This window comes from Kordia sp., from assembly GCF_965283645.1.
Lineage (GTDB): Bacteria > Bacteroidota > Bacteroidia > Flavobacteriales > Flavobacteriaceae > Kordia.
In genome coordinates this window covers 2,922,508-2,947,075 of the sequence record NZ_CBDIPG010000001.1, presented here as the reverse complement: position 1 = coordinate 2,947,075, position 24,568 = coordinate 2,922,508, and the positions used below count along the sequence as shown (strand labels likewise).

Genomic DNA, 24,568 nt, shown 5'->3' with positions numbered 1-24,568 from the left:
AGTAAAATTTTTCTTATTGATTTTCGTTAAGAAATAACTAGCTTCAAACATTCATACACATTAAAACCGACGAATTATGAAAAGTAAATTTCTAAAGCTTAACAAAGCATGTAGCGAACAATGGGACAACATGAAACCCAATGAAAAAGGGAGTTTTTGTAATGTTTGTTCAAAAAATGTGATCGATTTTACGAAGTTGAGTCAATTAGAAATCTCAGAAAAAATCAAAAATTCAAGAGGCGAAATTTGTGCTAGACTTACCAAAAAGCAATTAGAAACGCCATTAATTGATTTTGAAATTCAAAAAAAATACAGTTTACCATATTCCAATATTGCCGCGAGTTTACTACTTGCATCAACTTTAGCTGTTGGCCAAACTGCATATGCACAAAACCAAAAAGCATCAACTGAGTTTGTACAAACAACAAATTTATCTTCAAAATCAAATATCAAACGAAATCAATCAAATCCTAAAATATCTTCATCCGATGATTTTATCACTTTTAAAGGAAAAGTGAGCACACAAAAAAGCGGAAAGCCAGTTAAGAATGCTAAAATCATTTTTGTAACGGTTCAAAAAATACTCTCAGCATATAGCTCAGAAGACGGATCTTTTTCTTTAGAAATTCCAGTTGAATTGATTGACAATGATAATGTAATCAGAGTTTCGTATGAGGAAGTTGAAACTGAATCTGGAAAAACAACTCAAATGATGTATGATGACAAAGATTTTATTCTATCCAAAAAACAACTTAATTCGGAATATGTTATAGACGCGTATCCATTAATTTTGATTATGGGAGGAATAGGTCACTATGTTAAAAAGAATCCAATAGTTATTCAAAACCATAAAAGAATTGACTATAAAGACTTTATAAATGCGCGACACGGAAAGAAAAGTAGCTGTAATTTGGAGAATAAAGATTTTCTTTATTTTGAATCGGAAGCAGCGATAGCTATTTATGGAAAAGAAGCTGAAGCTGGTTTGTATATTTTGGTAGATAAACCTAAAAAGTAGTTTTTGACACTATTAAATGTATAAATAATGGCGATTGATTTGTGTTTGTTAGCAGTACCAAAAGAAGTAGAATATATTTTAAAAAAGGCAACGAAAAATAGAGATTCTGAATACTGTGATGCAGTTTTTTCTCTTCCTCATGCTTTCGAAAATGATTGTACAGATTTTGGGCATTCAGACTGGATTGAGTTTCATAAAGATGCGCAAGATTTAGTAAAGTATTATCCAGAAAGTACATTTCATTCCAAATTCTACCTTGACACCAATAGAACATATAAAATCTTCGATTATTTATTGGCTAAAAATGAAAACGCAACCAAAAATTTTAGAGATGTAACTCCCTTTTTCTATGATGGAATTAAACATGATGTTTGTGAATCGGGTCAAGGATTTCCTTTGGTGTATTGGACTATAAATATGTTACGGAACAAGAAAAAAGTGCTTGATTCAGTTTCTTTTGAAGATTTATACAAGCTGTATGATTATAAAAATATGGTTGATGAAGGAGTTTATAAAATTGAACAATTACATGAGAAAACAGACGAATTATTAAAAATATTTAATGAAACTAAAATGTTTTTAGAAAATGCTCTTGCAGTAAACGGTTCTGTTTTAGTGATAAAATATTGAGAATAATAAATGCAATTTGATTAAAACAGTCTCAGTTCATTAGTAAAGAAAAACTAGAAATATCCCTGAAAAAGCGCCATTTCTTTGGTGAAGCCTGTGCTGAACTTGATTCAGTAGTCTTTGGGCGAATATAAACATCGAAGATTCACGAATTCTTACTAAGAAAACAGAAACTGCTTGAGCTAAAACGAAAGTAAAAACCAAAAATTTAGTATTTTAAAACTGGTTTAGTAGCTGTTTTTAAGATTTTATTTAAAAGAAATCTATGTCGAATTTATATTAAATATATTTTCAAGAAATAAAATTACTCAACCACGTATACACCACCATCATTCCTAAAATAATTCCGCCAAGCAACATAATATCTCCTGTAAAAAAGATTCCAAAAAGTCCTACGCAAATCATAGCAATTCCATAGAAAAGACCAATCATGCGTGTGCGTTTTTTTTCTCGTAAAAACGATCCTGGTAATGGTAGCAATGCACAGAAAAATCCAAATCCCCATAACATGAAAAGCGGATTTCCAAGTATAAAATAAACAATTACTGAGGCAAATCCTGCAAAAATCAATCCGCCAAAAGCGTACCCACTATACTTTTCATTGTCTGTTAAAAGGTATTTTCCATAAGAATCTGCCAATAATATCGTGTTTGATAACGATTCCATAATCCATCCGCCAAGTACAAAAACTAAGTATACTACAACCAACGGAATGATTAAAAAGGTCAAATCAGATGCTTCTAACAATCCAATTCCCAATCGGTAAACAACATACAAACCAATGATAAAAATCCATTGATTTCTGGACGATTGTTTGCTCATCCAAAAGGCATATTTTAAATACCATTTGTACAAGAAATTCTTCGATTTTAACGCCGTTGACATTCCTTCACGCGCATATTGCATGTTCGGATTTAGTTGCAACGCTTGTTTAAAATGATGCAATGCCTTTTTTGTATCGCCATTTTCCAGCGCAACCCAACCAACATTTGCATGCGCGTAATCATCTTCAGGATTGTCAAATAATAAATGTTCAACCGTTTCGTCTGCTTCTTCTTTTCGATTTAATTTTGTCAATAAACGTGCGCGTAAATTAAGACAAGCGTTATTTTTAGGATTCAGTTGTAAGCCTTCATTTACAGTATGTAACGCTTCTTCAAACTTTTTACTTCCCATTAATAACATGCCTTTAAAACCAAAATAATCAGCTTCATACGGATTTAGTTCAATGCTTTGATTGACCAAGTTTAATGCTTCCGTAGCTTTATCTAATTGTGCCGCAATTTGACTTTTTAAGAAAAATAAATTGCCTTCATTTGGTGTTTCGCTCAATAATTCATCAATAATTTTTGACGATTTATCAAAGGCTTCAATATTGAAAAAACACAATGCCAAATAATATTTACTTGCGTAATTGTATACACTTTCCGTGATGGCTTGACTGAGATATGGAATGGCTTCGTTGAAACGTCCTAACTCAAATAACTGAACGCCACGTTGATGATTTTTTGATTCGATCATTTCTTAATTTTTAAATATGCTAAAATGTCATCGTACAATCCGCTATCATTTGCATACAATGCATAGTTTTTTGAAGATACAAACCATTCTTTTGTGCTTGGTTTTACTTTTTTGATAGCTTTTAATATATCTTTTGTGGTCAATGGTTTTGGAATGCCATCTGTAAACGAAGCTTCTAGTTTTTGCTCAATAGCAACATCAATTGCGGCTTGAATATCAGCTCCGGAAAATTCCTTTGCCGCTTTTGCCAACGCCATATAATCAATGGTTTCTGTTGGTTTTTCTTTAAGATGAATGTTAAAAATTGACGCTTTAGCTTCCACGTCTGGCGGCGATACAAATATGATACGATCAAAACGTCCTGGACGACGAAAAGCCGGATCTAAATGCCAAGGCGCGTTGGTTGCACCTAACACTAAAATTCCGTCGTTGTCAGCGTCAATTCCGTCCAATTCGGCTAAAAACTGATTGATGACCGATCTGCCTGAAGTTTTGTTCACGTCGTTTCTATTCGCGCCAAGCGCATCAATTTCATCAATAAAAACCACACACGGTTTGTTTGCTCTGGCAACTTCAAATATTTCGTGCAGATTTTTCTCAGAATTTCCAATCCACATGTCTAAAATATCATTGATTCCGATGTTGATAAAGTTTGCGTTAATTTCTCCTGCCGTTGCACGTGCAATATGTGTTTTTCCACAACCTGGCGGACCGTATAAAAGAATTCCACCACCAATTTTTTTGCCGTAGGCTTTGTACAAATCTTGATGTTCTAACGGTTTTATAATTTTAAGATCAATTTCTTTTTTGATATCATCCATACCACCAATACTTGCAAAATTGGTACTGGGCTTTTTGAGGAATGATAAACCATCTTCATCAATAAATTCGGGGTCGCGCGTTGTATTTACTTTTAATACATTGTCAAAATCTTCGTTTTCATAAGAAGGATCAAGATTCAGTAATTCTTTATAGGTTTCTTGCGCGTCACTATGATTTTCTTGATTTATTTGGCAATAGCACAACAATTCTAAATACTTCTGATGCGTATTTACTTTGATAATTTCTTCCAATAGCACTTCAGCTGCTGTAATTTTTTGCTGTTTGTAAAAACAACTTGCCAATTCGTATTTTGCTTCTATATGATTATTGTCTAAATCAATAATTTCAATCAATTGTTGTTCCGCTTCGGTAAAACTAGCTTGTTGCATGTATAGTTTTGCAACTTGAAGTTTGAGTGGAATATTGTTGGGAGAAAATTGTAATGCTTCTAATAAACTTTCTAACATTCGGTTTGTTTTTTAATCAAGATAATTACTTTTATTTATATCCAATATCTTCTGTTAATGGAATTCTACTTTTTGCAAAATTTCCTGTTCCAAAGGCAATTTCTCGTCCTTTTTCATCCACCAAACTACTTTCGGCAACAAATAGACTTCGCGATTTGAATTTGAGCTTTCCAGTTGCAGTAATGGTTCCGCTACTTACAGGTCGAGTAATGTTGATATTGAATGAAGTTGTCAAGACAAAGGCATCTTTTACAATAGAATTTACCGCAAAAAAAGCAGCATCATCCAAGAGTTTGAAATATACCGAACCATGAATTGCGCCAAGCGCATGAAAATACTTGGAATCAATTGTTAATTTGATTTCGGCAACTTCATCATCAATCTTAATTTCAGTAGTTTCATAGAGTTGTGTATTCATATTTGAATCCAAATACATGCGCTCTAACTTTCGGTAATGTTCCATGGTTTAAAATTAGTGATTTTTTAAGTGTCTTTATTTAATTTTATACTATAGTTGGAAAGTTTATATTTGAATTTCAAGATAAAATTATTTGTTTCTAATCTTTTCTTTTAATTCTTCAAGAGAAAGCGTAACATCTCGCTTTTTATGAATCATTCTGTGACAGTTTGCACACACTACAGCTAAATCTTTTTCAGGGTCGGTGAAGACTTCTAATCCTTTATTTTCTGATAATGGTTGCGTATGGTGAACTTCAATAAAACCTTTACCCCAACTTCCATAAAATTCTTCAAAATTAAATCCACATACAGAACAATTAACTCCATGAATTTTCTTAGCCTCATTACTTAATGAAGGTTGTCTTTCATATCTAATTGATGTGAAAACTTTTTTTCCACCTTCATTTTTACTTGTATTATATTTAGACTCACTCTCTTGAAAACTAATAAGATTATCAAATTCATTTTTATATATAGAAGCGTCTAAATCAGAATGTTTTTTTATCCTCTTCCAGATATCTTCTTCTGATTTATTGATTAAATTATCATATACTTTCTGAGCTTCTTTAGATAGTGGATTAGGTTTTTTGTTGTCTGATAGCCAGCCAATTCTTGTAGAGCTAGATAGATGACTATCAAAGTAATCGCGGGCATTTTTTAAACTACGTTGAAATGTTAAAACTGTTCTACCTTCATTTAATTTCTCATAAAAAATTTGATAAGCTTCATTCCATTTGCCAACACCTAAGCGAATTGGTGGATATAGGTTCTTTTTTCCATCATTAATTGATCCAAATTTTGATAAGTAAAAAGCTACTTCAAGGAATTCTTTACTTCTTTTTTTCATATTATCTCTAATTCTCAATTATGTTCAATCCTTTAGAAATTATTATATCCATTCTTTCGGATGTTTTAGCACTTCAATCAGTTTTGCTTCTTCGCTTCCTTCTTCCGGATGGTGATTGTATTTCCATTGAACCGTTGGTGGCAAACTCATTAAAATACTTTCAATACGTCCGTTGGTTTTGAGTCCGAACAATGTTCCTCTGTCATGCACCAAATTGAATTCTACATACCGACCACGACGTACTTCTTGCCAATCTTTATGTGTTTGTGTGTATTCCATGTGTTTGCGACGTTCCACAATAGGAACATAACTTTCAAGAAAACTGTTTCCAACTTCTGTGACAAAGTCAAAACGATCTTGCATAGAGAATTCGTCAGTCTTTTTTAGGTAATCAAAAAACAATCCGCCAACGCCACGCGCTTCGTTTCTGTGTGTATTCCAAAAATAATGATCACAGGTTTTTTTATGTGTTGGATAAAACTCAGGATGATGTTTATCACAAGCCGTTTTACAAGTTGAATGAAAGTGCTTGGCATCTTCATCAAACAAATAATACGGCGTTAAATCTTGTCCGCCGCCAAACCATTGTGTCACAATATTTCCTTCCTTATCATACATTTCAAAATAACGCCAATTGGCATGAACTGTTGGGATAAACGGATTTTTTGGATGTAACACCAAGCTCAATCCGCAAGCGAAAAAATCACCTTGCTCAACGTTGAAGTTTTTACGTAACGCTTCTGGCAATTCACCATGAACAGCCGAAATGTTTACGCCACCTTTTTCAAAAATTGCTCCATTTTCAATAATACGCGTACGTCCGCCGCCGCCTTCTGGACGTTTCCACAAGTCTTCTTGAAACGTTGCTTTTCCGTCAATTTTTTCTATGGTAGCCGTAATCGTATCTTGTAATTGGTGAATATAGTTTAGAAAAAGGTCTTTCATGAATTTCAGTTTTTCGCAATTGCTATACAACGTGATGGTGTATAATTTTTTACAAATTTACAGGATTTTAAACGATTTACACAGTCTATAGGTTAGTGCCTTTTTTAAAAAATAGATAATTTAGATTCTGTAGTAAATTCTTCAAGAAACCTCATTCCTTTATACGAATTTCCTTTTTCGTTTAATTTAGGACTCCAAACGGCTATTGCATATTGTTTTGGGTGAACGGCTATAATTCCTCCACCAACACCACTTTTACCTGGAAGTCCTACTTTAAAAGCAAATTCTCCAGATTCATCATAAAATCCACAGGTTTGCATTAGTGCATTTATCCTTTTTGTTTGACTTCTTGTGAGTATTTGTTCGTTATCTGCCAAAGTAAAACCGTCATTAGCTAAAAATAAGAATAAATTTGAAAGTTCTTTGCAGCTCATTTCAAGTGAACAAAGGTTAAAGTAGAAGTCAAGAACTTCGGAAGGTTTGTTTTCAATATTACCGAAAGACTTTATAAAATTACAAAGTGCGGCATTTCGATATCCTACACTTTTTTCTGAGGTTGCTATTTTTTCTGAATAGCATATTTCTTTACTGTTTGAAAGAGTTTTGACAAAGTTTAGAAAATCTTCTTTAGGATTATCCAAGTTACTTAAAAGGACATCGGCAATAACAATAGCGCCTGCATTTATAAATGGATTTCGAGGTATTCCATTTTCAACTTCAAGTTGCACAAGAGAATTAAATGCAGTTCCAGAAGGTTCTACCTTTACTCGTTTCCATAATTTTTCGCCAAGTATATTATATGCCATCGTTAGTGTAAGTACTTTAGCAATACTTTGAATAGAAAATTTATCATGATAATTACCAACTCCAAAATTCAAGGTGTCTATTGTTGAAATATGCACACCAAAACATGCTGAATTCACATTTTCTAATTCAGGAATATACGATGCTAAATTTCCTTTATCATCAATATCTTTAATTTTATGGTATGCATTCTGAATGACTTCTTTGATATTCACATTTCTGGTTTTAATTGTTCAAAACGATCTTTAAACGACTTTTGGTACACTCAAATTTGAGGAATTATTAGTTATGTTTTGCAAACTACTACATTATTTTTAGTGTAGTTTTTGCGTGTGCGAATTGCACATTCATTAAAACTGACGGTTGTTATAAGCGATTTTCTTTCGTCTTTTCATCATGTAACGCTTTGAGTGTTTCTGTGGTAGAAGCCACAACCGATAATGGCAATACAATCAAAATTCCAATAAATGGAATTAATAAAATGAACATAAAAACGATTCCATTTCCAATGGCAATTCCTCTATTTTTTCGGACAAAAGCAACACTTTCTCTATATGAAAAGTAGCGTTCTAAGGTGTAATCCATGTTTCCAAAACCTGCATAATAGGCTTGAATTAAGAAGATAAAGATTAGAAAAACAAATCCAATAAGCGGAATGAAACTGAAGATGAATAACGGGATAATCCAGAGTATTTCTACAATTAAATTACGAAGATTGAGTCGTATTCCTCTTGCCAATGCAGAGGTTTGTGCTTTTATTCCTGTTCCTTTGTTAGCTATGTTTCCTGTAAGATGTTGTTCTATTTTTTCAGAAATTGGACTCATAAATGGAGCAATGATTGCCATTAGCACATGCTTAAATATGACAATTCCCAACGCAAGAATAATTAATCCCGCAATGAAATAACTGATACTCGTAACCGTTTCTTTTCCCCACGCAAATCCCCAAATACTAGAAATATAACTTCCAAGATTATCCGATAGCCCATACGCTGAAAAAAGTATAAAGATGCCAAGTACAAAACCGATGATGATAGGAACTGCAAAATAACGCCACAACTTGAGTTTGTTTAACAATGAAACTGCTGAAAAATACGCCTGAATTCCGTTAAATATTTGCTTTATCATAGTGTTCGTTCAAAATGTAAAACGTCCATTATATTTCCGTGAAAATCTTCATGTCCGTCTTTAATTCGTTGTGTAAGTATAAAGGTATGCTTTTCTGCAATACGAAGACTTCCAGGATTGTCTTCTCCAATTCTGAGAATGGCTTTTTGAAGTTGTAATTCTTCTTTACAATAAGTAATTAATTGTCCAATTCCTTCCGAAGTAATTCCTTTTCCTTCCTGATTTTCGTCAATAAAATAGGCAAGTTCACAGATTTTTTGTGTCCAATCAATTTTTTTGATGATGAGTAAGCCAATTGGAAGTTGAGAAGCTATATTTACAATTTTGAAGGTGTAATTTTCCTTTCGAGAAACTTCTCGCATTTTCTTGTATACATAATTTTCTGTTGCAATAAGCGAACTGTTTTCTTTTGCTGTAATCGGAAAGTATTGATGCAATCGTTTTGCATTCGCTTGAATTAGTTCAAAAAGAGGAACGACGTCTTTTGGAGTTAGTAAAGATATTGTATATGTTGTAGACCTATTCATGAGGCAATGCGTTAGTGATGGAAGCATTTACAAATGGTGAATCAAATTTACCATAAGTTTTAATATACCAGTGCTTTCTTCACTCGTTAGTTATTCTTTCGCATTAAAAATAGAGAGAAATATTGAGTTAAGATTCCTTATTCTATGATTATTTTTTTAGAAAATTTTTCTCCTAATTCAGTCTGTAAACGAAAAATATAAGTACCACTCGGTAAGTTTCCAATATTTATTTTTTCATTAAATTTTGAATTTCCTCTTTGTGTAATTCTACCAATCAAATCAACAATTTCGTAATTGAAGTTGGTGAAAGTATGTAACGAGTGTTGTATAGTTACATAATCGCGAGAAGGATTCGGAGAAACTGCTACCGTAAAAAGGTCTTCATTAAAATCATCCAATCCTAGTGTAGCACCGTTAAATCTGGCCAAATAGGAATGTGCGCCATGTGTAGCACTATACCCAGAATATGCTATGATGAATGTACCATTATTCATATCAAATAATCTGTTGACATGATCGGCTCTCATTGAAGAATCTGGAGGCGTTGTATCAAATATATGATAGCCACTACTTGAAGATGTATAATCTAAACTTCCATCTGAATTGAATCGCATCACAAATAATTGTGTGTTAATACTCGGACTCGCTGAAAAATTACTCACACTTCCTACAACTAACATTTTTGAATCAGAAAGTACCGTAATATGTTGAAGGTTAAGATTTGGAGCGTTTGTAAAACTGTATTGCGAAGTCATGCCATTATTTGCAAACGCAGTATTTAAAGCACCATTTGAGATCTGTATTTGAGATAAAAAGATTCTATCTCTAACTTGGTTAGAATTGTCATATTGATGTAAAAGAAGAATTGAATTGTCAGCATATTCAAATTTTAAATCTTTAATGGTGGAATACTCAGTATTAGACATAATTAACTCTCCATTGGTTCCGAAACTGAGATCAGCAGAGCCATCTTGTAATTTTCGTGTCAAAAAAGATTCCTTTAGGTCAGTTGACGGATTAATTTTTGCTCCTACAAGTATAAATTTCCCATCATTTTGCAGGAACATTTTATTCAAAATTTTGTTAGTATTGGAGTCATAAATATTATAGCTATGCAAATATACTGCTCCTCCGCTACCAAAGTTAGTATCAATAGTACCAGTGGTATTCAACTTTACTACATAGTAATCCGAGCTATGTTTGGCATAAATGTAACTATTTCCAGAATTGTCAATTACAAAATCTAAAGCATCGTCGTGACTGGAACCGTAAGAGAAAAGCGTTTGTCCATTGGTTCCAAAAGTCGTATCGATAGCTCCATTTAAATCAAACCGTACAATCATTAAATTACGATTGTTGTAAGGATAAGTTGAATAGGATCCAATAAAATATAAGTGATTGTTATGGTAAACTAATTTTTTAAATTCTATAGCGCCGTCAGTACTTATTCCACCATTGTAAGAAGTATCAATAACTCCGTTAGCGTCAATTTTCTTAAAACGTAATGTCCAACCAACAGAAGTAACATTTACGTAGCTTGTGATAAATTCACCAGTTGGTAAAAGGACTGTATCTGACAAATCATTTACAGATTGAATAGTAAAAGAAGTGTATCCATCATCTCCAAAAGATGGATCTAAAGCTATATTTTGAGAATAGCCAATACGAACAGTTACTAGCAAAATTAGTAACAAAAAATATCTCATGCTTATTGAGTTTTTTTCACAAATTTAAGATGCTTTATACTCTTTCACCGCATCAATAAATGCTTTTGCATTGTCTAGTGGAATGTCTGGTAAAATACCGTGCCCGAGATTGACAATGTATTTATCTTTTCCAAATTCATCAATCATTTGGTGTACCATTTTCTTGATTTCCGCTGGCGGCGAATACAATCGTGTTGGATCAAAATTACCTTGAAGCGTGATATTTCCACCTGTTAAGTAACGCGCATTTCGTGCCGAGCATGTCCAATCAATTCCCAAAGCCGAAGCGTTAGATTGTGCCATTTCTTGCAAAGCAAACCAACAACCTTTTCCAAAGGCAATTACGGGCGCATCATCTTTTAACGCTTCAATGATTTGATTGATATATTTCCAAGAGAATTCTTGATAATCCGTTGGTGATAACATGCCGCCCCAAGAATCAAATACTTGTACAGCATTTACGCCTGCTTTTACTTTTTCTTTTAGATATGCAATGGTAGTATCTGTGATTTTTTGCAATAATTGATGTGCCGCCACAGGATTTGTGAAGCAGAATTTTTTTGCTTTATCAAAGTTTTTACTTCCTTGACCTTGTACGCAGTAACATAAAATTGTCCATGGCGAACCTGCAAAACCAATTAATGGAATTTCATCATTTAACAATTCTTTCGTTGCTTTGATGGCTTTGTAAACATAGTCTAGTTCAACAGTTACATTAGGAACAATAACATTGTCAACATCTTTTTGTGTTCGTACCGGATTTGGCAAATAGGGACCAAAGTTAGGTTTCATTTGCACTTCAATATTCATGGCTTGCGGAATTACCAGAATGTCGCAAAATAAAATTGCAGCGTCCATTCCGTAACGACGAATTGGTTGAACTGTAATTTCACTTGCCAATTCTGGTGTACGGCAACGTGTAAAGAAGTCGTACTTCTTTTTTATTTCCATGAATTCAGGTAAATATCTTCCTGCTTGGCGCATCATCCAAACTGGCGGACGTTCTACCACTTCTCCTTTTAAAGCTCTTAAAAATAAATCGTTTTTTAGCATGTTTTTAGTATTGAGTTTTTAGTATTGAGTATTGAGAGAACTTAATCCTAATATTGCTCTTTATTTTATCGTTTGTCATTCCTGCGCAGGCAGGAATCTATTTTGTTTTTTTAGTATTGAGTTGTTCGTATTTAGTATTGAGAAAAATCTCATTACTCACTACTTATATCTCAAGTCTATTTCTATTTCAAAGTACTTCTCGATACAAAATTCTTTCAGAAGTTCACTCGAAGTGACGTTTTGGTTGTTTTAGAGTTGAGCATTTTCTTTGATAGATCTCATTACTCAATACTAATATCTCACAACTAACCAGCGTAATGCTCATTCACCAATTCAATCACACTTTCCACTGTTGGCACTTTTGCAATTCGGACATCTTCAAAATGTTGTTTTGCTTCTTTTGCCGTAGTTTCACCAATACAAAATGCAATTCCTTTTGCTTTGTTTGCAGATACATAACTTTGTACCGTTGATGGACTGTAAAACATGATACCTTCTACACTTTCTTGCAATTTTTCAGCGTCTAACATGGTTTTGTAAGCGTGTACTTCTGTAACTTCTATGTTGTTTTCTTCTAGAATTGTTGGCAATGCATCTAAGCGAATGTCGCTACAGAAATACGTTACTGATGTTCCTTCAATATATTCTACTAAATATGCTGCTAGTTGTTTTGAATTCCGAGCCGATTTTACAACTGGACCAATTTTTTGCTCAATGAGTTTTTTGGTACGTCGTCCAACACAGTATATGTTTGTAAATTGCAATTCGGCAGGTGAGAAGTTGTTTACCAACGCTTCAACAGCATTTTTACTTGTAATTACTACATTTTTTATCGGTTTGCGAACGACTTGTGGCTTAATTCTGTTTAAGCTTATTTTAATGAAATCACTACTTTCTACAGTCGTTTTTTCATTGAATAATTGTCGTTGTGCTTCCGTTAGTAATTTTGTAGAATATACATTGGTTTGCTTTCCAGATTGTTTAATATCGTCCATTAAGCGTTTCCCACCACGTTCAATGATAAAGTCTGAACAGTATTTTGCCAATTCGTGATGTTCCCCTAGTTTTTCGTAACGTGTAACGTAAATTCGTTTCGTTCCGTCAGTACTTAGTAAGACGCCTTCAAGCGTTACCACTTCTTCTTTTATGTATGCAATGGCGCCAATTGGCGCTGTACAACCACCTTCTAGTAAATTTAGAAATTTACGCTCAATAGATGTACAAATCTCCGTTTCTTCATGATTAATTTCGGCACAGATTTCTCGTATTGCTGAATCTTCTTCTAGTGCTGTAATCATAATAGCACCTTGTGCGGGCGCAGGAATCATCCATTCAAGATTTACAGAATCTTCAGGTCGCAACCCAATTCTTCCCAATCCAGCGGCAGCGAAAATTGCACCATTCCAGTGCTTGGTGTTTTCTAATTTTTCTAAACGTGTGTTTACATTTCCACGTAAATCTTCAATTGTATGTGTCGGATATCTGTGGAGCCATTGTGCTTTTCGGCGCAAGCTTCCTGTTGCAATAACAGCGTCACGTTGCGATAAAAATTCTTCATTTTTCTTAAAAACCAACGTATCACGAACGTTACCACGTTTTAAAACTGCGGCTTGTACAATACCTTTTGGCAACATAGTTGGAACATCTTTTAACGAATGCACTGCAATATCAATGTCGTTGTTAAGCATTGCAATATCAAGCGTTCGTGTAAAAATTCCTGTGATACCGAGTTCGTATAAAGGTTTGTCTAAAACTAAATCTCCAGTAGCTTTTACGGGAACTAATACCGTTTTGTGACCAAGATGCTCTAACATATCTTGTACTACTTTAGCTTGCCACAATGCGAGTTCACTATCTCTAGTCCCGATTCTGATGAGTTTACTCATATTGAGTTATTTTCCAATTGAAATACTTTTTGTATAAAAGCTACACTTTCTTCTGAAGTTGTGTTTTCATCTTTTAGATGATTGGCGAATTGTGTAGTTATTTTTTGAATGATTCTATTTGTGATGATTTCAGCTTGAGATTCGTCGAAATCATTTATTTTTCTGCGTTGAAAATCAATTTCAGCATTTTTCATTGCCGTTAGTTTTTGCTTCAACGCTTTGATGGTTGGTGCAAATTTTCGTGTTTCTAACCACGCAGTAAATTCTAATTTTACTTCGTTAATGATTGCTTCTGCTTTTGGGATGTGTGCTTTTCTTCTTTCTAGTGTTTCATCGGTAACTTGCGATAAAGCGTCTAAATGAACAAGTGAAACATTTTCCAATTCAGTAATATCTCTTGAAACGTTTTCAGGAATTGATAAATCTAAAACAAGCAATTCTTTGTTGGTATGAATATCATCTTTCGAAACCGTTGGCAATTGTGCGCCTGTAGCTACAATTAATACATCTGTTTTTTGAATTTCTGAAGTAAGATTTTCATAATTTTTCACAGTCAAATTGAACTTTCCAGCAATCTTTTCAGCTTTATCTTTCGTTCTATTGATTAATGTGATGTGATGATTTTTCGTGTGCTTGACAAGATTTTCACAAGTATTTCTTCCAATTTTTCCTGTTCCAAATAACAAGATATTTTTCTGAGAAATATTTTCAACATTTCTTAAGATATATTGTACAGAAGCAAAAGCAACAGATGTTGCTCCAGAAGATATTTCGGTTTCCGTTTTGATACGTTTGCTAGCCGTAATAACAGCGTTTACCATACGTTCCATAAAACCGTTGATCAATCCTGCTTTTTGAGAAGCCTTGAATCCTTTTCTTAATTGTGATATGATTTCGAAATCTCCTAAAATTTGACTGTCCAATCCGGTTCCTACTTTAAACAAATGCGAAATGGCATCTTTGTTTTTATGAATGTAAGCAACGTCTTGAAATTCTTCAGCAGTTCCGTTAGAGTAATCGCAAAGTAATTTGATAAATTGACACGGATGTTGTGCAAAACCGTAAATTTCTGTTCGGTTACATGTAGATATGATGAGCGCGCCGTCGCCAATGTTGTCAACCTTTATAGTTTCTAGGATGGAAGCTTTAGCAGTATCAGGCAAACTAAATTTTCCACGAATGTGTGCTTCTGCTTTTTTGTAGCTCAACCCTACACAGTAGAAAGAATTATGTTTTGATATATTGTATTGCTTCATGAAATTTCTAAATTCGTTAACAAAAGTATCATTAGCGGTTTAATAAAAATAACGCTCAAAGGACTTTTTATATCGCTATAAGTTTTTTAGATGCGTTTCCTCTAAAAAACTTGCGAAATGTTGTAAATTTACTGCAAAATAAGCCTTTTTAAGGCACTTAACATAGAATCATTCTAAATAAAGTAAAAACACGTATTTCTACTTATGGAAGAAAAAAATATCGCTCAAGGAACTTTACAAGAGACTCAAATTGAAGATGGCTTTTATATTTTAAAGCTTCAAAATGATAGTAATGATACTCAACAACTTATCCGAGAAATTGACAGTAGTTTTATACAATTTCACTTTGCTGTAAAAGGTGAATGTAAGTTCAATTTTAATAATGGACGTTATTCTTTTGATGTGTTAGATGAACATGCGCTGTTGTTATACAATCCACAAACCGATTTGCCTATTAATGTAGATTTGAAACCGAAAACATGGTTAATTTCTATGTTGATTCCTATTAAAAAGTTTCATGCATTGTTTTCGTTGGAAGCAGATTTTATACATTTTTTGAATGCTGATAAGAAGGATAAAAAGTATTACGATAATAAAAAAATAACGCCGATGATGGCAGTTGTGTTGAATCAGATGATTAATTACAACATGCACGAATCTATTAAAAAGCTATATTTAAAAGGAAAAGCATACGAGTTACTAAGCTTGTATTTTAATCGAAGTGAAGATGCAGATATTGAACAATGTCCGTTTTTGGTTGATGAAGAAAATGTATTGAAAATTCGCCGTGCAAAAGATATTGTGATTGCAAATATGGCGGAACCACCAAGTTTGCAAGAATTGGCAAACCAAGTTGGTTTGAATATTAAGAAGTTAAAAGAAGGTTTCAAGCAAATTTATGGCGATTCGGTATTTAGCTTTTTGTTTGATTATAAAATGGAATACGCACGCAAGCTTTTAGAATCTGGAAGTTATAATGTAAACGAAGTTGGTTTAAAAGTTGGTTACAGTACGGCAAGTCATTTTATTTCAGCTTTTAAAAAGAAATATGGCACAACGCCTAAAAAATATACACAGGCGAGTGTGAGTTAGTTAAAGTTCTTTATTCAGCTTTGCATAAATATTCTTTAAAACTCTTACTAGTGGAAGATCTCGATACAAAATCTTTTCAAAATTTTACTCGATCTGACATGTAGTAATTTATATAGTATAGCAATTTTAAAACCGCCACTTTGAGTAATTTTCTTAAGAAAATTGTATCGAGAAGTACTTTGAAAATAGATATGTTTTTTTAAAAACTAAAGGATTGAAAAACTCAACAATACTTTTTCAATTCTGTATTTTAATAGTGCTTCACTTTTTCAAAACACGTAGTATCTGCAATTCTTACGTAGTATCCGCAATGACATTTTCCGTAGTTATGGGCTGTTTTAGTGACTCATTTCAACCCAAATTTGTGTTTTAATTACAAGGTGATATCTGAAAAACCTTAAACGAGTAAGAAACACAATTTAATACCTAACCTATGAAAACTAGTGCAATTCAAAAGGAAATGCTTGAGCTATTGGAAAAGCTCAATCAAAAATCATTAATTACCAACGAACTATATACGTCACTTACACACGATTGCCAGCAGACTTTACATTCCGAAACGCCTGTTGAATGGTCAGACGTTCGGAAGTTATTTTTTGATATAGGTGTAGATCCTAAATTTGAGGTGGAACCCATGAACTCAGCAAATCTATGTCCAACGTTTGTATCAGTGCTTTATAAAATTAACGAACTACGTTTTCAATTCAATGCAGATATTTCAATGCAATCAAGACAAGAGCGGTATAGACTTATTTTAGAAGCAATACGAAAAGTAATTGCACTGCATGTTGGTGCTGTGTCTGACTCAGATGCTAAAAATATTGCATTGGTTCGCAATACGAGTGAAGCCAATAATCAACTTTCAAAAGGATATAAACTTTGGGAAGGAAATACAGTGCTGTTATGGGACGAAAATCATCCTACAAATTATAATGTTTGGAAATCGAGAGCAACCGAAACGAAAAAAGTTGAAACATTCTCACTTGACAAAATTGATTTTATACATGGAAAAGATGAAGATATTGTAAAAGGAATTTGCAAAATCATTTTAGATAAAATTGATGAAATCAGAGATAGAAATGAAAGAACGGTTTTGTTAAGTTTCTCTGAAGTGTCTAATATTTCAGGTATTTGTATGCCTACAAAAGAAATTATTGAAAAAGTACGTGCTACGTATCCTGACATTCATATTCATGTTGACGGAGCCGTAAGTTGGGGCGGATTGGAAATAAACTTGATAGCGAAAAATGGTGTTAAAGGTGTAAACTGTGACAGTTTTGCTTCAAGTTCGCATAAATGGTTAATGGGACCTTTTGAAACAGGTATTTTTTATATGAAACCTGAACGCGCTAAGAATTTTGACATTAGTATTCATGCGTATGATGGTAAAATTGGCTTTGAAGACAAACTACCAGAAGATACATCACGATTTGAATTACTTGGACAACGAGATGAAGCCAATATTTATGCACTTGGACAAACGATTTTAGAACATGATAAAATAAACGGGAACAATCCGAAACGCATTGAAACAAGAGTTAAATGTCTTCAAGATGATTTAAGAAGAAAATTAAATTTTATGGCTAGTAGTTTGGGTGTCGAAATTGTACATGTTACACCTACTTCAGAAAAATTCTCTAATGGTGTAACCGTTTTTAGATTTATTTCGCCAAGAACAACAATTAACCATAAAGAGTTGTATGACTATTTATATGGTGAAAAAGGGAAAGGTTATCGTTTTGCAGTTGGTTTTATTCCTGAAAAGAAAACGGAACATAAAACACGTCCTGAAGCACTTAGAATTTGTCCTCATATTATGAATTTGCCAACTCAAATTTCTTTAGTAGTCATTAGAATCGCAAATTTTATTTTAAAAGAACACAACATAACTTTAGAAAAATTGAATGCTATCACTGAAAAAGAGTATGAGTTTTAAACTAAACACACAAGCATTTCGTAAAATCAATAGTTGATTGGTTACGGAATGCTTGTATTTAAAATTTGATATTTTTCATTGTCATGCTGAACTATTTTGTGTGATTCCGAATCAAGTTCGGAATGACGAGAAATTGTTTTGCCACGAACTCAATAATTTACAGTTCGATGGCTAAGCTAAGTGTTTTCAATCAAGAAACAGTTTAATTTTAACAACCCAATAACCTAATACCTAGTCCGTCCACTAATTCGTTTACGGTTTTTATAAGTTACCAATTCTACAGCTTTTTCATAGATTTCATCTTCAATTTCGTCTCCGAAAATTTTTGTTCCACTATAGGTTTTAGAAGTAAAATAAGGTTTAGTGTTCAGTGTTTCTTGATCTAAAAATGCAATGTAATATAATTTCGTGCTTTTGTCATATGTACTTTCTTTTGTGATTTTAAAAAAGTAAATAGTAATTTTTCCATCTTCGTTTTCCACTTGTTTTGTGGTTACAAACGAAACTTCGTCTTTTTCTTCATTAAAACTAACTTGATTAATCAATCGGGTTTCTGCGTATCGTTTTTGTGTTTTTAACGAATCGGGAATAACAGCTAGTAAATCTTTTTTAGCCAATTTGTATAATGTATAGGAAAGCGCTTTTTGGTCTTCAATTGTTTTTTCTTTTAACGCTTTTGAAATTGGTTCTTGCTGTTCAGCTAATAATACAAAATAGGTTGTCAAAGCACTTTTTGCATCACTTTTGACCAATTTGTTAAAGAAATCTTGGATTTTTTTATCTTTTCGAAACGGAAATAAAAGTTTCACATATCTGTTTAACGCGCTATTGCTATTGCCATTGTAGGATGATTTTCCTAAGTTTCGTTTGATTTCTATTTTAGCATCATTCAACAATTGATTTTTATACTTTTTATAGCTTTTTGGTTTAATGAGACTACTATCGCTTAATTGCGTTAATAATGAATAAATAGGCGTTTTGTATTCTTGAATGCTGGAATAATTCAACAATTCCGGAAATAACATTTTCTTTAATGCCAAGCTATTTTTTCCAGTTTTAAACAATCGGCTTGTACCTCTGGAATCTAACGGAAAATCTTTTTCTAATAAGGAAAGTACCAATTTATAGGAAGTAGCTTCTTTTTGTAATAACAACGATTTTAAAATGGCAGTTTGCGTTTTAGGCTTGTCATATGCATTTACATATAAATCTCTAAAAAACGGATGAATTCGGTCATTGTTCAGCTTTCCTAACGATCTGATTAAGTAGTTTTTAATGTTTTCTCTGTCTTCAGGAAAATCGTGTTGCTGTAAGATAGAAATTATCGTATTGGCATGCTTATCTGTAAACTTAATTTTTTCGTACGACTTCAATACAATGCTGTCATTATTTTTAATACCATCAAAGAAAATAGCTGTTTTATCGGTGAAAATATCTTTCCCGAGTAAGGTATCTAATGGCTGAAAAGTTTCGTAAAAATTAGAAACAAACTCAGAAGGTTCGGCAATGGAATCTTCTAGCGTAAGCAAACCATACAAAACACCTTTCTTTAAAATATTTTTCATGTAAATACGCTTGGCACTTGCGGTATCTTTTAAACGATAAGTGCTGTAAAATGTATCGCCATTTTGTGACGTTTGCTTGTCTTCAATTTCCAAATCGTACTGATAGCTTTTCTCTAACGAACTCCAAACGCTATCAACATTATGAAACATTTGTAAATCGTGATATTTTAGGCGTTTTACATACACACGTTCATTACTTTTTGATGTGTAAATAATGTACTTTTTATCTTCATCATATGATTTTTTCTTTGATTTGTAACGTCCGTACGCCGCGCTAGTTTCTGGCTGTTTCGCACTTGTTAATACTGAAAAATGCAGGGAAGTATCAATTACTTTTTTAAACTTTTTGTAGCTTGGTTTTTCTAACTTGAACGAATTGAAATACGTGCGCGCTTTTTCTTTCGTTTTTCCAATATAACCCAACAAATAGTAGCTTTCGTCTTTTATAATGGTTTTCAAGTAAATATGATCTTGTTTCACACTATCTATCAATGCAGAAGATTCATAACTTTTATATCCAAAATTGACAAATTCGCCTTTTTCTTTCGTTAAATCGAGTTCGTTGTAAAAGTTATCATGAATGTATTTTGCTTCAAACGCATCTTCTTCAATATATGACAAATCGCTATTCATTACTTCTTTAAAGAAATAATACTGATCATCTATTTCAGCTTGTAATAACTTGTTTCCAACGTTTTTTGTATTGTCTGAAATGTAATTCGCAGGAAACAAAAAACTATATTTGTTGTATGCAGAAGTATAGGTTTTTAGCTCGTTTGAAGGTGAACGAAACGAAATAGAATCAAAGATTTCTTTTTCGTATTGCAACACAAAATCCTTCTTTCCAGCAAACTTGATAATAATTACTTCCAACGGCGTTTTGTAAATATGATACTTTTGGTAATCGCCCTTTTTAGTTTTATTCACAATACTAAATCCAGGAAATGGACTTGTTAATTCCTTTTTGGAGATAATATCGCCAGGAATATCTTCATATAATAACGGATCAATTTCGTCTAGTGTAATTTTTTCCTCGTTCGGAAAATGATCATACGTATTTAAGCGTGTAATAGTTAAATACGCACCATTTGTCATATCAGGCGCTAAATAAAATTTTTGCTCTTTATATACAAATTCACGAAGTTCGTCAAAGGTTTTTATGGTAATAAAACCATCTGGCGTGCTATACGAATTTAAATATGGTTGCACATGCAAATCTTCCAATTCGGCTTTTGCTTTCAATGCAAAATCTGTTTGTTTGGAAGTTAGTGGTTTTACGGTATAACCTCTATCTTCTAGCATTTGCAACATGCCTTTTTCGCCCGCTAAATGTGCGGCACCAACACCTGCAAAAACCGTTTTATGTTGCATTAATGAATCCATTACAATGACCATATTTTCATTGCGTTTATACAACATGTGTTCACGATAAAACTCTGTATTTGTAGCAGATCCGATAGAATCTAACAAATCAATATTTCGATCTCTATATACATCTTCTTGTAAAGTGTATTTGTTTTCTTTCTTAAACTTTTTCTGAAGCCATTCATCTGGTTTTTTCTTCAATCTATTAAAAGCGGCGCGTGAAGTTAAGTAGCGCGATTCGGAAATATCTTCCAAGCTAATAATAGGTTTGTTATTCTTTTTTCCAGCTTGATAAATAAACATGTCTAAATATGTTTCTTCTTCAAAATCATCTGCGCCAGCTTGCTTTCGGTATAAATATCCGTTGATAATTCTGTTATCAAACCGAATAATACGTCGTACAATTTCTTTCTTTGAAAACTGCGGATTAAAACTGCTTGTATAAAAATTGCTTCCACCTAAACTTCGTGGAGAAGCCGTTGTCATTCGTTCATAATTATGCGCCAACCATGTTGTTGGGTCAGACTCTAAAGCAACTGATTCAGCTTCGTTTAATGCTTTAAAAAACACATCATCCAAACGAAATGCTACTTTTTTACTCACGTGCATCGTGCCGTACAAATAGGAAGGTTTTTCCATGCCGTTTCCAGAAACTTCCCAAAGAAGACTCTGTTTCGTTTGTTGTGAAAAAAGGATAGATGTAAAAAACAGGGATAAAATAGATATATAAACTCTCATAAAAATCGTGTGCAATATTAAAGCCGATCTGTACAATCGGGAATTTGGTAACAATGTACTAAAGATAACGATTCTTTCCTGTTAACAGAATCATAATACCATTTCTATTTTGAAATCGACATAAAGAAAAAAGGATAGGTTATTATATTGATTTCAATGTAGAGATGGTATATACGTAAAAATAGCTTTTAAATGAGTGTATAAAGATTTCCTATGATTGCATATTCATTTATTGAATATAGAATCGTAATTTTGGAGTTCCTTAAAAAAACTTGAAAAGAAGAACATATGAAAGGTGTATTACTGATTAATTTAGGGTCTCCCGACAGTCCAAATCCTAAAGATGTAAAAAGATACTTAGGTGAATTTTTAATGGACGAACGTGTAATTGACGTTCCTTATCTGCTTCGTGCATTTTTAGTAAAAGGAATTATTTTAAACACACGACCAAAAAAATCGGCAAAAGCATATAAAAAAATCTGGTGGGAAGAAGGTTCGCCATTGATTATAATTTCTGAACGTTTTCACGAAAAAGTACAAACACGTGCCAAAGTTCCTGTAGCATTAGGAATGCGTTATGGCTCAATGAGCATCAAAAAAGGATTGCAAGAACTGCATGACAAAGGTGTTGATGATGTCTTAGTTGTGCCGTTATATCCGCATTATGCAATGTCTTCAACGGAAACAGTCATTGAAAAAACTAAAGAAGATCAGGCGAAGCATTTTCCAAACATGGAACTCACAATTTTGCCTTCTTTTTACAAGCATCCAGATTACATTCGTGTAATGTCTGAAAACATAAAATCGCACCTAGAAGGTATTGATTACGATCATATCTTATTCTCATATCACGGAATTCCAGAACGCCATATTCGCAAAAGCGATCCCACAAAATCACACTGCAAAATTGACGGAAGCTGTTGTAATACGCCATCAAAAGCACATGAATATTGTTACAGACATCAATGTTTTGAAACCACAAAAGAAATTGCAAAATACTTAAGCTTGCCAGAAGGAAAATATAGTAACTCTTTCCAATCACGTTTAGGTGGCGATCCTTGGTTAAAACCATATACAGATTATGAATTTGAACGTTTCCCAAAAGAAGGCAAAAAGAACTTAGTTGTCATTACGCCTGCATTTGTGGCAGATTGTTTAGAAACACTAGAAGAAATTGCCATGGAAGGTAAAGAAGAATTTATAGAAGCTGGCGGAGAACACTACAAACACATTCCATGCTTAAATGATGATGATAATTGGGTAAAAGTAATGACACGCTGGATTAATGAATGGAGCGTAACGTCTAAAAAGGAAGTAACTGCTTAATGGCAAATAAAGCTTCTACCGAACTCGGTAATGAACCAATAGGTAAATTACTAATTGCGCAAGCACTTCCTGCTTCCATAGGAATCCTTGTCATGTCCTTAAACATGGTTGTTGATACCATATTTGTTGGGCAATGGATTGGTCCTATGGCAATTGCCGCAATAACGGTAGTAGTTCCGCTTACTTTTTTAATAGCTTCCATTGGAATGGCAATTGGAGTTGGTGGTGCGTCCATAATTTCCAGAGCATTAGGTGCAGATAATCACGACAAAGCACAACGTACGTTCGGAAATCAAATAGTGATGTCGTTAGGTTTGTCCGTTTTCTTTGTAATTGTCGGACTCATCTTTAAAGAAGAAGCATTGGCATTATTTGGTGCGAATGGTAAAATTTTCGGTCCAGCCGAAATATACTATCAAATCATCATGTATTGCATTCCGTTTTTAGCTTTGTGTATGACCGGAAACCCTGTGGTTCGTGCAGAAGGAAAACCAAAATTTGCAATGGTTGCTTTGATTCTTCCTGCCATCGGGAATATTCTCTTTGATTATATTTTTATCAATGTATTAGATATGGGAATGGCTGGTGCCGCTTGGGCAACATCAATCTCTTACTTTATCTGTTTCGTGTTTATCTATTGGTTTTTCTTTTCAAAACATAGCGAACTCAAAATACGTTTAAAATGTTTCAAACTAGAAAAAGCGATTGTTCGTGAAATTACAGAACTTGGCGGTGTCACGTTGGCACGACAAGGAATGGTAAGTATCTTATCTATCATTCTAAATCATACATTATATACGTATGGAGGCGAAACTTCGGTAACAATTTACGGAATCATTAGCCGAATGCTCATGTTTGCGTTATTTCCAGTCATGGGAATCTCACAAGGCTTTTTACCAATTGCAGGCTTCAATTACGGAGCAAAAAAGCTAGAACGCGTACGCGAAAGTATCAATATCTCTATCAAATACGGAACAGGATTGGCGTTAGTTATCTTTGCTATAATTATGTTTTTTCCAGAGCAAATTACGGCAGTTTTTACCAATGATGCAGTTGTCATTAGAGACACGCCAAATGCATTGCGTTGGGTTTTCTTAGTTACACCATTAATTGCGGTACAAATGATTGGTTCTGGGTACTTTCAAGCTATCGGAAAAGCAATTCCAGCACTACTATTAACACTCACAAAACAAGGTTTTTTCCTCATTCCGTTAATTCTCATCTTACCAAAATACTACGGAATATTTGGTGTTTGGGTAGCATTTCCTATTGCCGATTTGCTATCAACAATTCTTACAGGTTGGTATCTCAACAAAGAAATTCGACGAACGTTGAAAACAGCATCTTAAAATTTTAAATGTAAAAAAGATACTTTTTAAAACCCAAGACCCAAGACCCAAGACCCAAGACCCAAAACCCAAAACCCAAAACCTAAAAAAGATTCCCGATTACGCTCAAACCGACAACTCACAACCGA

At 33.4% G+C, this 24,568-nt stretch carries 19 protein-coding genes; 6 read left to right on the top strand and 13 right to left on the bottom strand.

What is annotated here, in order from left to right; genetic code table 11:
- Positions 1 to 76: 76 nt before the first annotated feature.
- Both ACQ654_RS12960 and ACQ654_RS12955 read left to right on the top strand, forming a co-directional pair.
- Entirely contained in the window at positions 77 to 1,018 is a 942-nt protein-coding gene (locus tag ACQ654_RS12960) for a hypothetical protein (protein WP_430410760.1), read from the top strand.
- Between the two features lie 27 nt (positions 1,019 to 1,045).
- Positions 1,046 to 1,648: a DUF1877 family protein gene (locus ACQ654_RS12955; protein WP_430410759.1), complete on the top strand. Its 603-nt coding sequence runs from the start codon at positions 1,046 to 1,048 to the stop codon at positions 1,646 to 1,648.
- Between the two features lie 291 nt (positions 1,649 to 1,939).
- On the opposite strand, the gene ACQ654_RS12950 is transcribed toward ACQ654_RS12955, so the two are convergent.
- The 12 genes from ACQ654_RS12950 to hemA all read right to left on the bottom strand — a co-directional run bounded on the left by ACQ654_RS12950 (position 1,940) and on the right by hemA (position 15,069).
- The gene (locus ACQ654_RS12950) at positions 1,940 to 3,169 is read right to left on the bottom strand and encodes a tetratricopeptide repeat protein (protein ID WP_430410758.1); all 1,230 of its coding nucleotides are present in this window, start codon (positions 3,167 to 3,169) and stop codon (positions 1,940 to 1,942) included.
- A complete protein-coding gene (locus tag ACQ654_RS12945; protein ID WP_430410757.1) occupies positions 3,166 to 4,458 on the bottom strand; it encodes an AAA family ATPase in 1,293 nt (430 codons plus the stop codon). The genes ACQ654_RS12950 and ACQ654_RS12945 overlap by 4 nt, the downstream gene beginning before the upstream one ends.
- 31 nt (positions 4,459 to 4,489) lie before the next feature.
- The gene (locus ACQ654_RS12940; RefSeq protein ID WP_430410756.1) at positions 4,490 to 4,921 is read right to left on the bottom strand and encodes a PaaI family thioesterase; all 432 of its coding nucleotides are present in this window, start codon (positions 4,919 to 4,921) and stop codon (positions 4,490 to 4,492) included.
- 84 nt (positions 4,922 to 5,005) lie between these two features.
- The gene (locus tag ACQ654_RS12935; protein WP_430410755.1) at positions 5,006 to 5,764 is read right to left on the bottom strand and encodes an HNH endonuclease; all 759 of its coding nucleotides are present in this window, start codon (positions 5,762 to 5,764) and stop codon (positions 5,006 to 5,008) included.
- Between the two features lie 42 nt (positions 5,765 to 5,806).
- Positions 5,807 to 6,709 carry an oxygen-dependent coproporphyrinogen oxidase gene (gene hemF / locus ACQ654_RS12930; RefSeq protein WP_430410754.1) on the bottom strand — a complete coding sequence of 301 codons (903 nt, stop codon included), beginning with the start codon at positions 6,707 to 6,709 and terminating at the stop codon, positions 5,807 to 5,809.
- A gap of 104 nt (positions 6,710 to 6,813) precedes the next feature.
- A complete protein-coding gene (locus ACQ654_RS12925; protein WP_430410753.1) occupies positions 6,814 to 7,728 on the bottom strand; it encodes a glutaminase in 915 nt (304 codons plus the stop codon).
- A 151-nt stretch (positions 7,729 to 7,879) separates the two neighbouring features.
- Positions 7,880 to 8,641: an EI24 domain-containing protein gene (locus ACQ654_RS12920; protein ID WP_430410752.1), complete on the bottom strand. Its 762-nt coding sequence runs from the start codon at positions 8,639 to 8,641 to the stop codon at positions 7,880 to 7,882.
- A complete protein-coding gene (locus ACQ654_RS12915) occupies positions 8,638 to 9,168 on the bottom strand; it encodes a GNAT family N-acetyltransferase (RefSeq protein ID WP_430410751.1) in 531 nt (176 codons plus the stop codon). Before ACQ654_RS12915 ends, ACQ654_RS12920 begins: the two co-directional genes overlap by 4 nt.
- Before the next feature lie 137 nt (positions 9,169 to 9,305).
- Positions 9,306 to 10,874, bottom strand: a complete 1,569-nt coding sequence (locus ACQ654_RS12910; protein WP_430410750.1) for a T9SS type A sorting domain-containing protein — start codon at positions 10,872 to 10,874, stop codon at positions 9,306 to 9,308.
- Positions 10,875 to 10,898: 24 nt separating this feature from the next.
- Positions 10,899 to 11,927, bottom strand: coding sequence for a uroporphyrinogen decarboxylase (hemE, locus tag ACQ654_RS12905; protein ID WP_430410749.1), 1,029 nt, complete (start codon positions 11,925 to 11,927; stop codon positions 10,899 to 10,901).
- 305 nt (positions 11,928 to 12,232) lie between these two features.
- Positions 12,233 to 13,813, bottom strand: a complete 1,581-nt coding sequence (hemC, locus tag ACQ654_RS12900; protein ID WP_430410748.1) for a hydroxymethylbilane synthase — start codon at positions 13,811 to 13,813, stop codon at positions 12,233 to 12,235.
- Positions 13,810 to 15,069 carry a glutamyl-tRNA reductase gene (gene hemA / locus ACQ654_RS12895; protein ID WP_430410747.1) on the bottom strand — a complete coding sequence of 420 codons (1,260 nt, stop codon included), beginning with the start codon at positions 15,067 to 15,069 and terminating at the stop codon, positions 13,810 to 13,812. The genes hemC and hemA overlap by 4 nt, the downstream gene beginning before the upstream one ends.
- A 204-nt stretch (positions 15,070 to 15,273) precedes the next feature.
- Between hemA and ACQ654_RS12890 the strand changes: the two genes are divergently transcribed.
- Entirely contained in the window at positions 15,274 to 16,161 is an 888-nt protein-coding gene (locus ACQ654_RS12890; protein ID WP_430410746.1) for a helix-turn-helix transcriptional regulator, read from the top strand.
- A 433-nt stretch (positions 16,162 to 16,594) separates the two neighbouring features.
- Positions 16,595 to 18,097, top strand: coding sequence for an aminotransferase class V-fold PLP-dependent enzyme (locus tag ACQ654_RS12885; protein ID WP_430410745.1), 1,503 nt, complete (start codon positions 16,595 to 16,597; stop codon positions 18,095 to 18,097).
- A gap of 224 nt (positions 18,098 to 18,321) precedes the next feature.
- Here ACQ654_RS12885 and ACQ654_RS12880 read toward each other — a convergent pair whose 3' ends face one another.
- Positions 18,322 to 21,765, bottom strand: a complete 3,444-nt coding sequence (locus ACQ654_RS12880) for a TraB/GumN family protein (RefSeq protein WP_430410744.1) — start codon at positions 21,763 to 21,765, stop codon at positions 18,322 to 18,324.
- A 288-nt stretch (positions 21,766 to 22,053) separates the two neighbouring features.
- Here ACQ654_RS12880 and hemH point away from each other — a divergent pair, with 288 nt between their 5' ends.
- Together hemH and ACQ654_RS12870 are read left to right on the top strand one after the other, a co-directional pair.
- Positions 22,054 to 23,091 carry a ferrochelatase gene (gene hemH / locus ACQ654_RS12875; protein ID WP_430410743.1) on the top strand — a complete coding sequence of 346 codons (1,038 nt, stop codon included), beginning with the start codon at positions 22,054 to 22,056 and terminating at the stop codon, positions 23,089 to 23,091.
- Entirely contained in the window at positions 23,091 to 24,440 is a 1,350-nt protein-coding gene (locus ACQ654_RS12870) for an MATE family efflux transporter (protein WP_430410742.1), read from the top strand. The genes hemH and ACQ654_RS12870 overlap by 1 nt, the downstream gene beginning before the upstream one ends.
- Positions 24,441 to 24,568 lie beyond the last annotated feature (128 nt).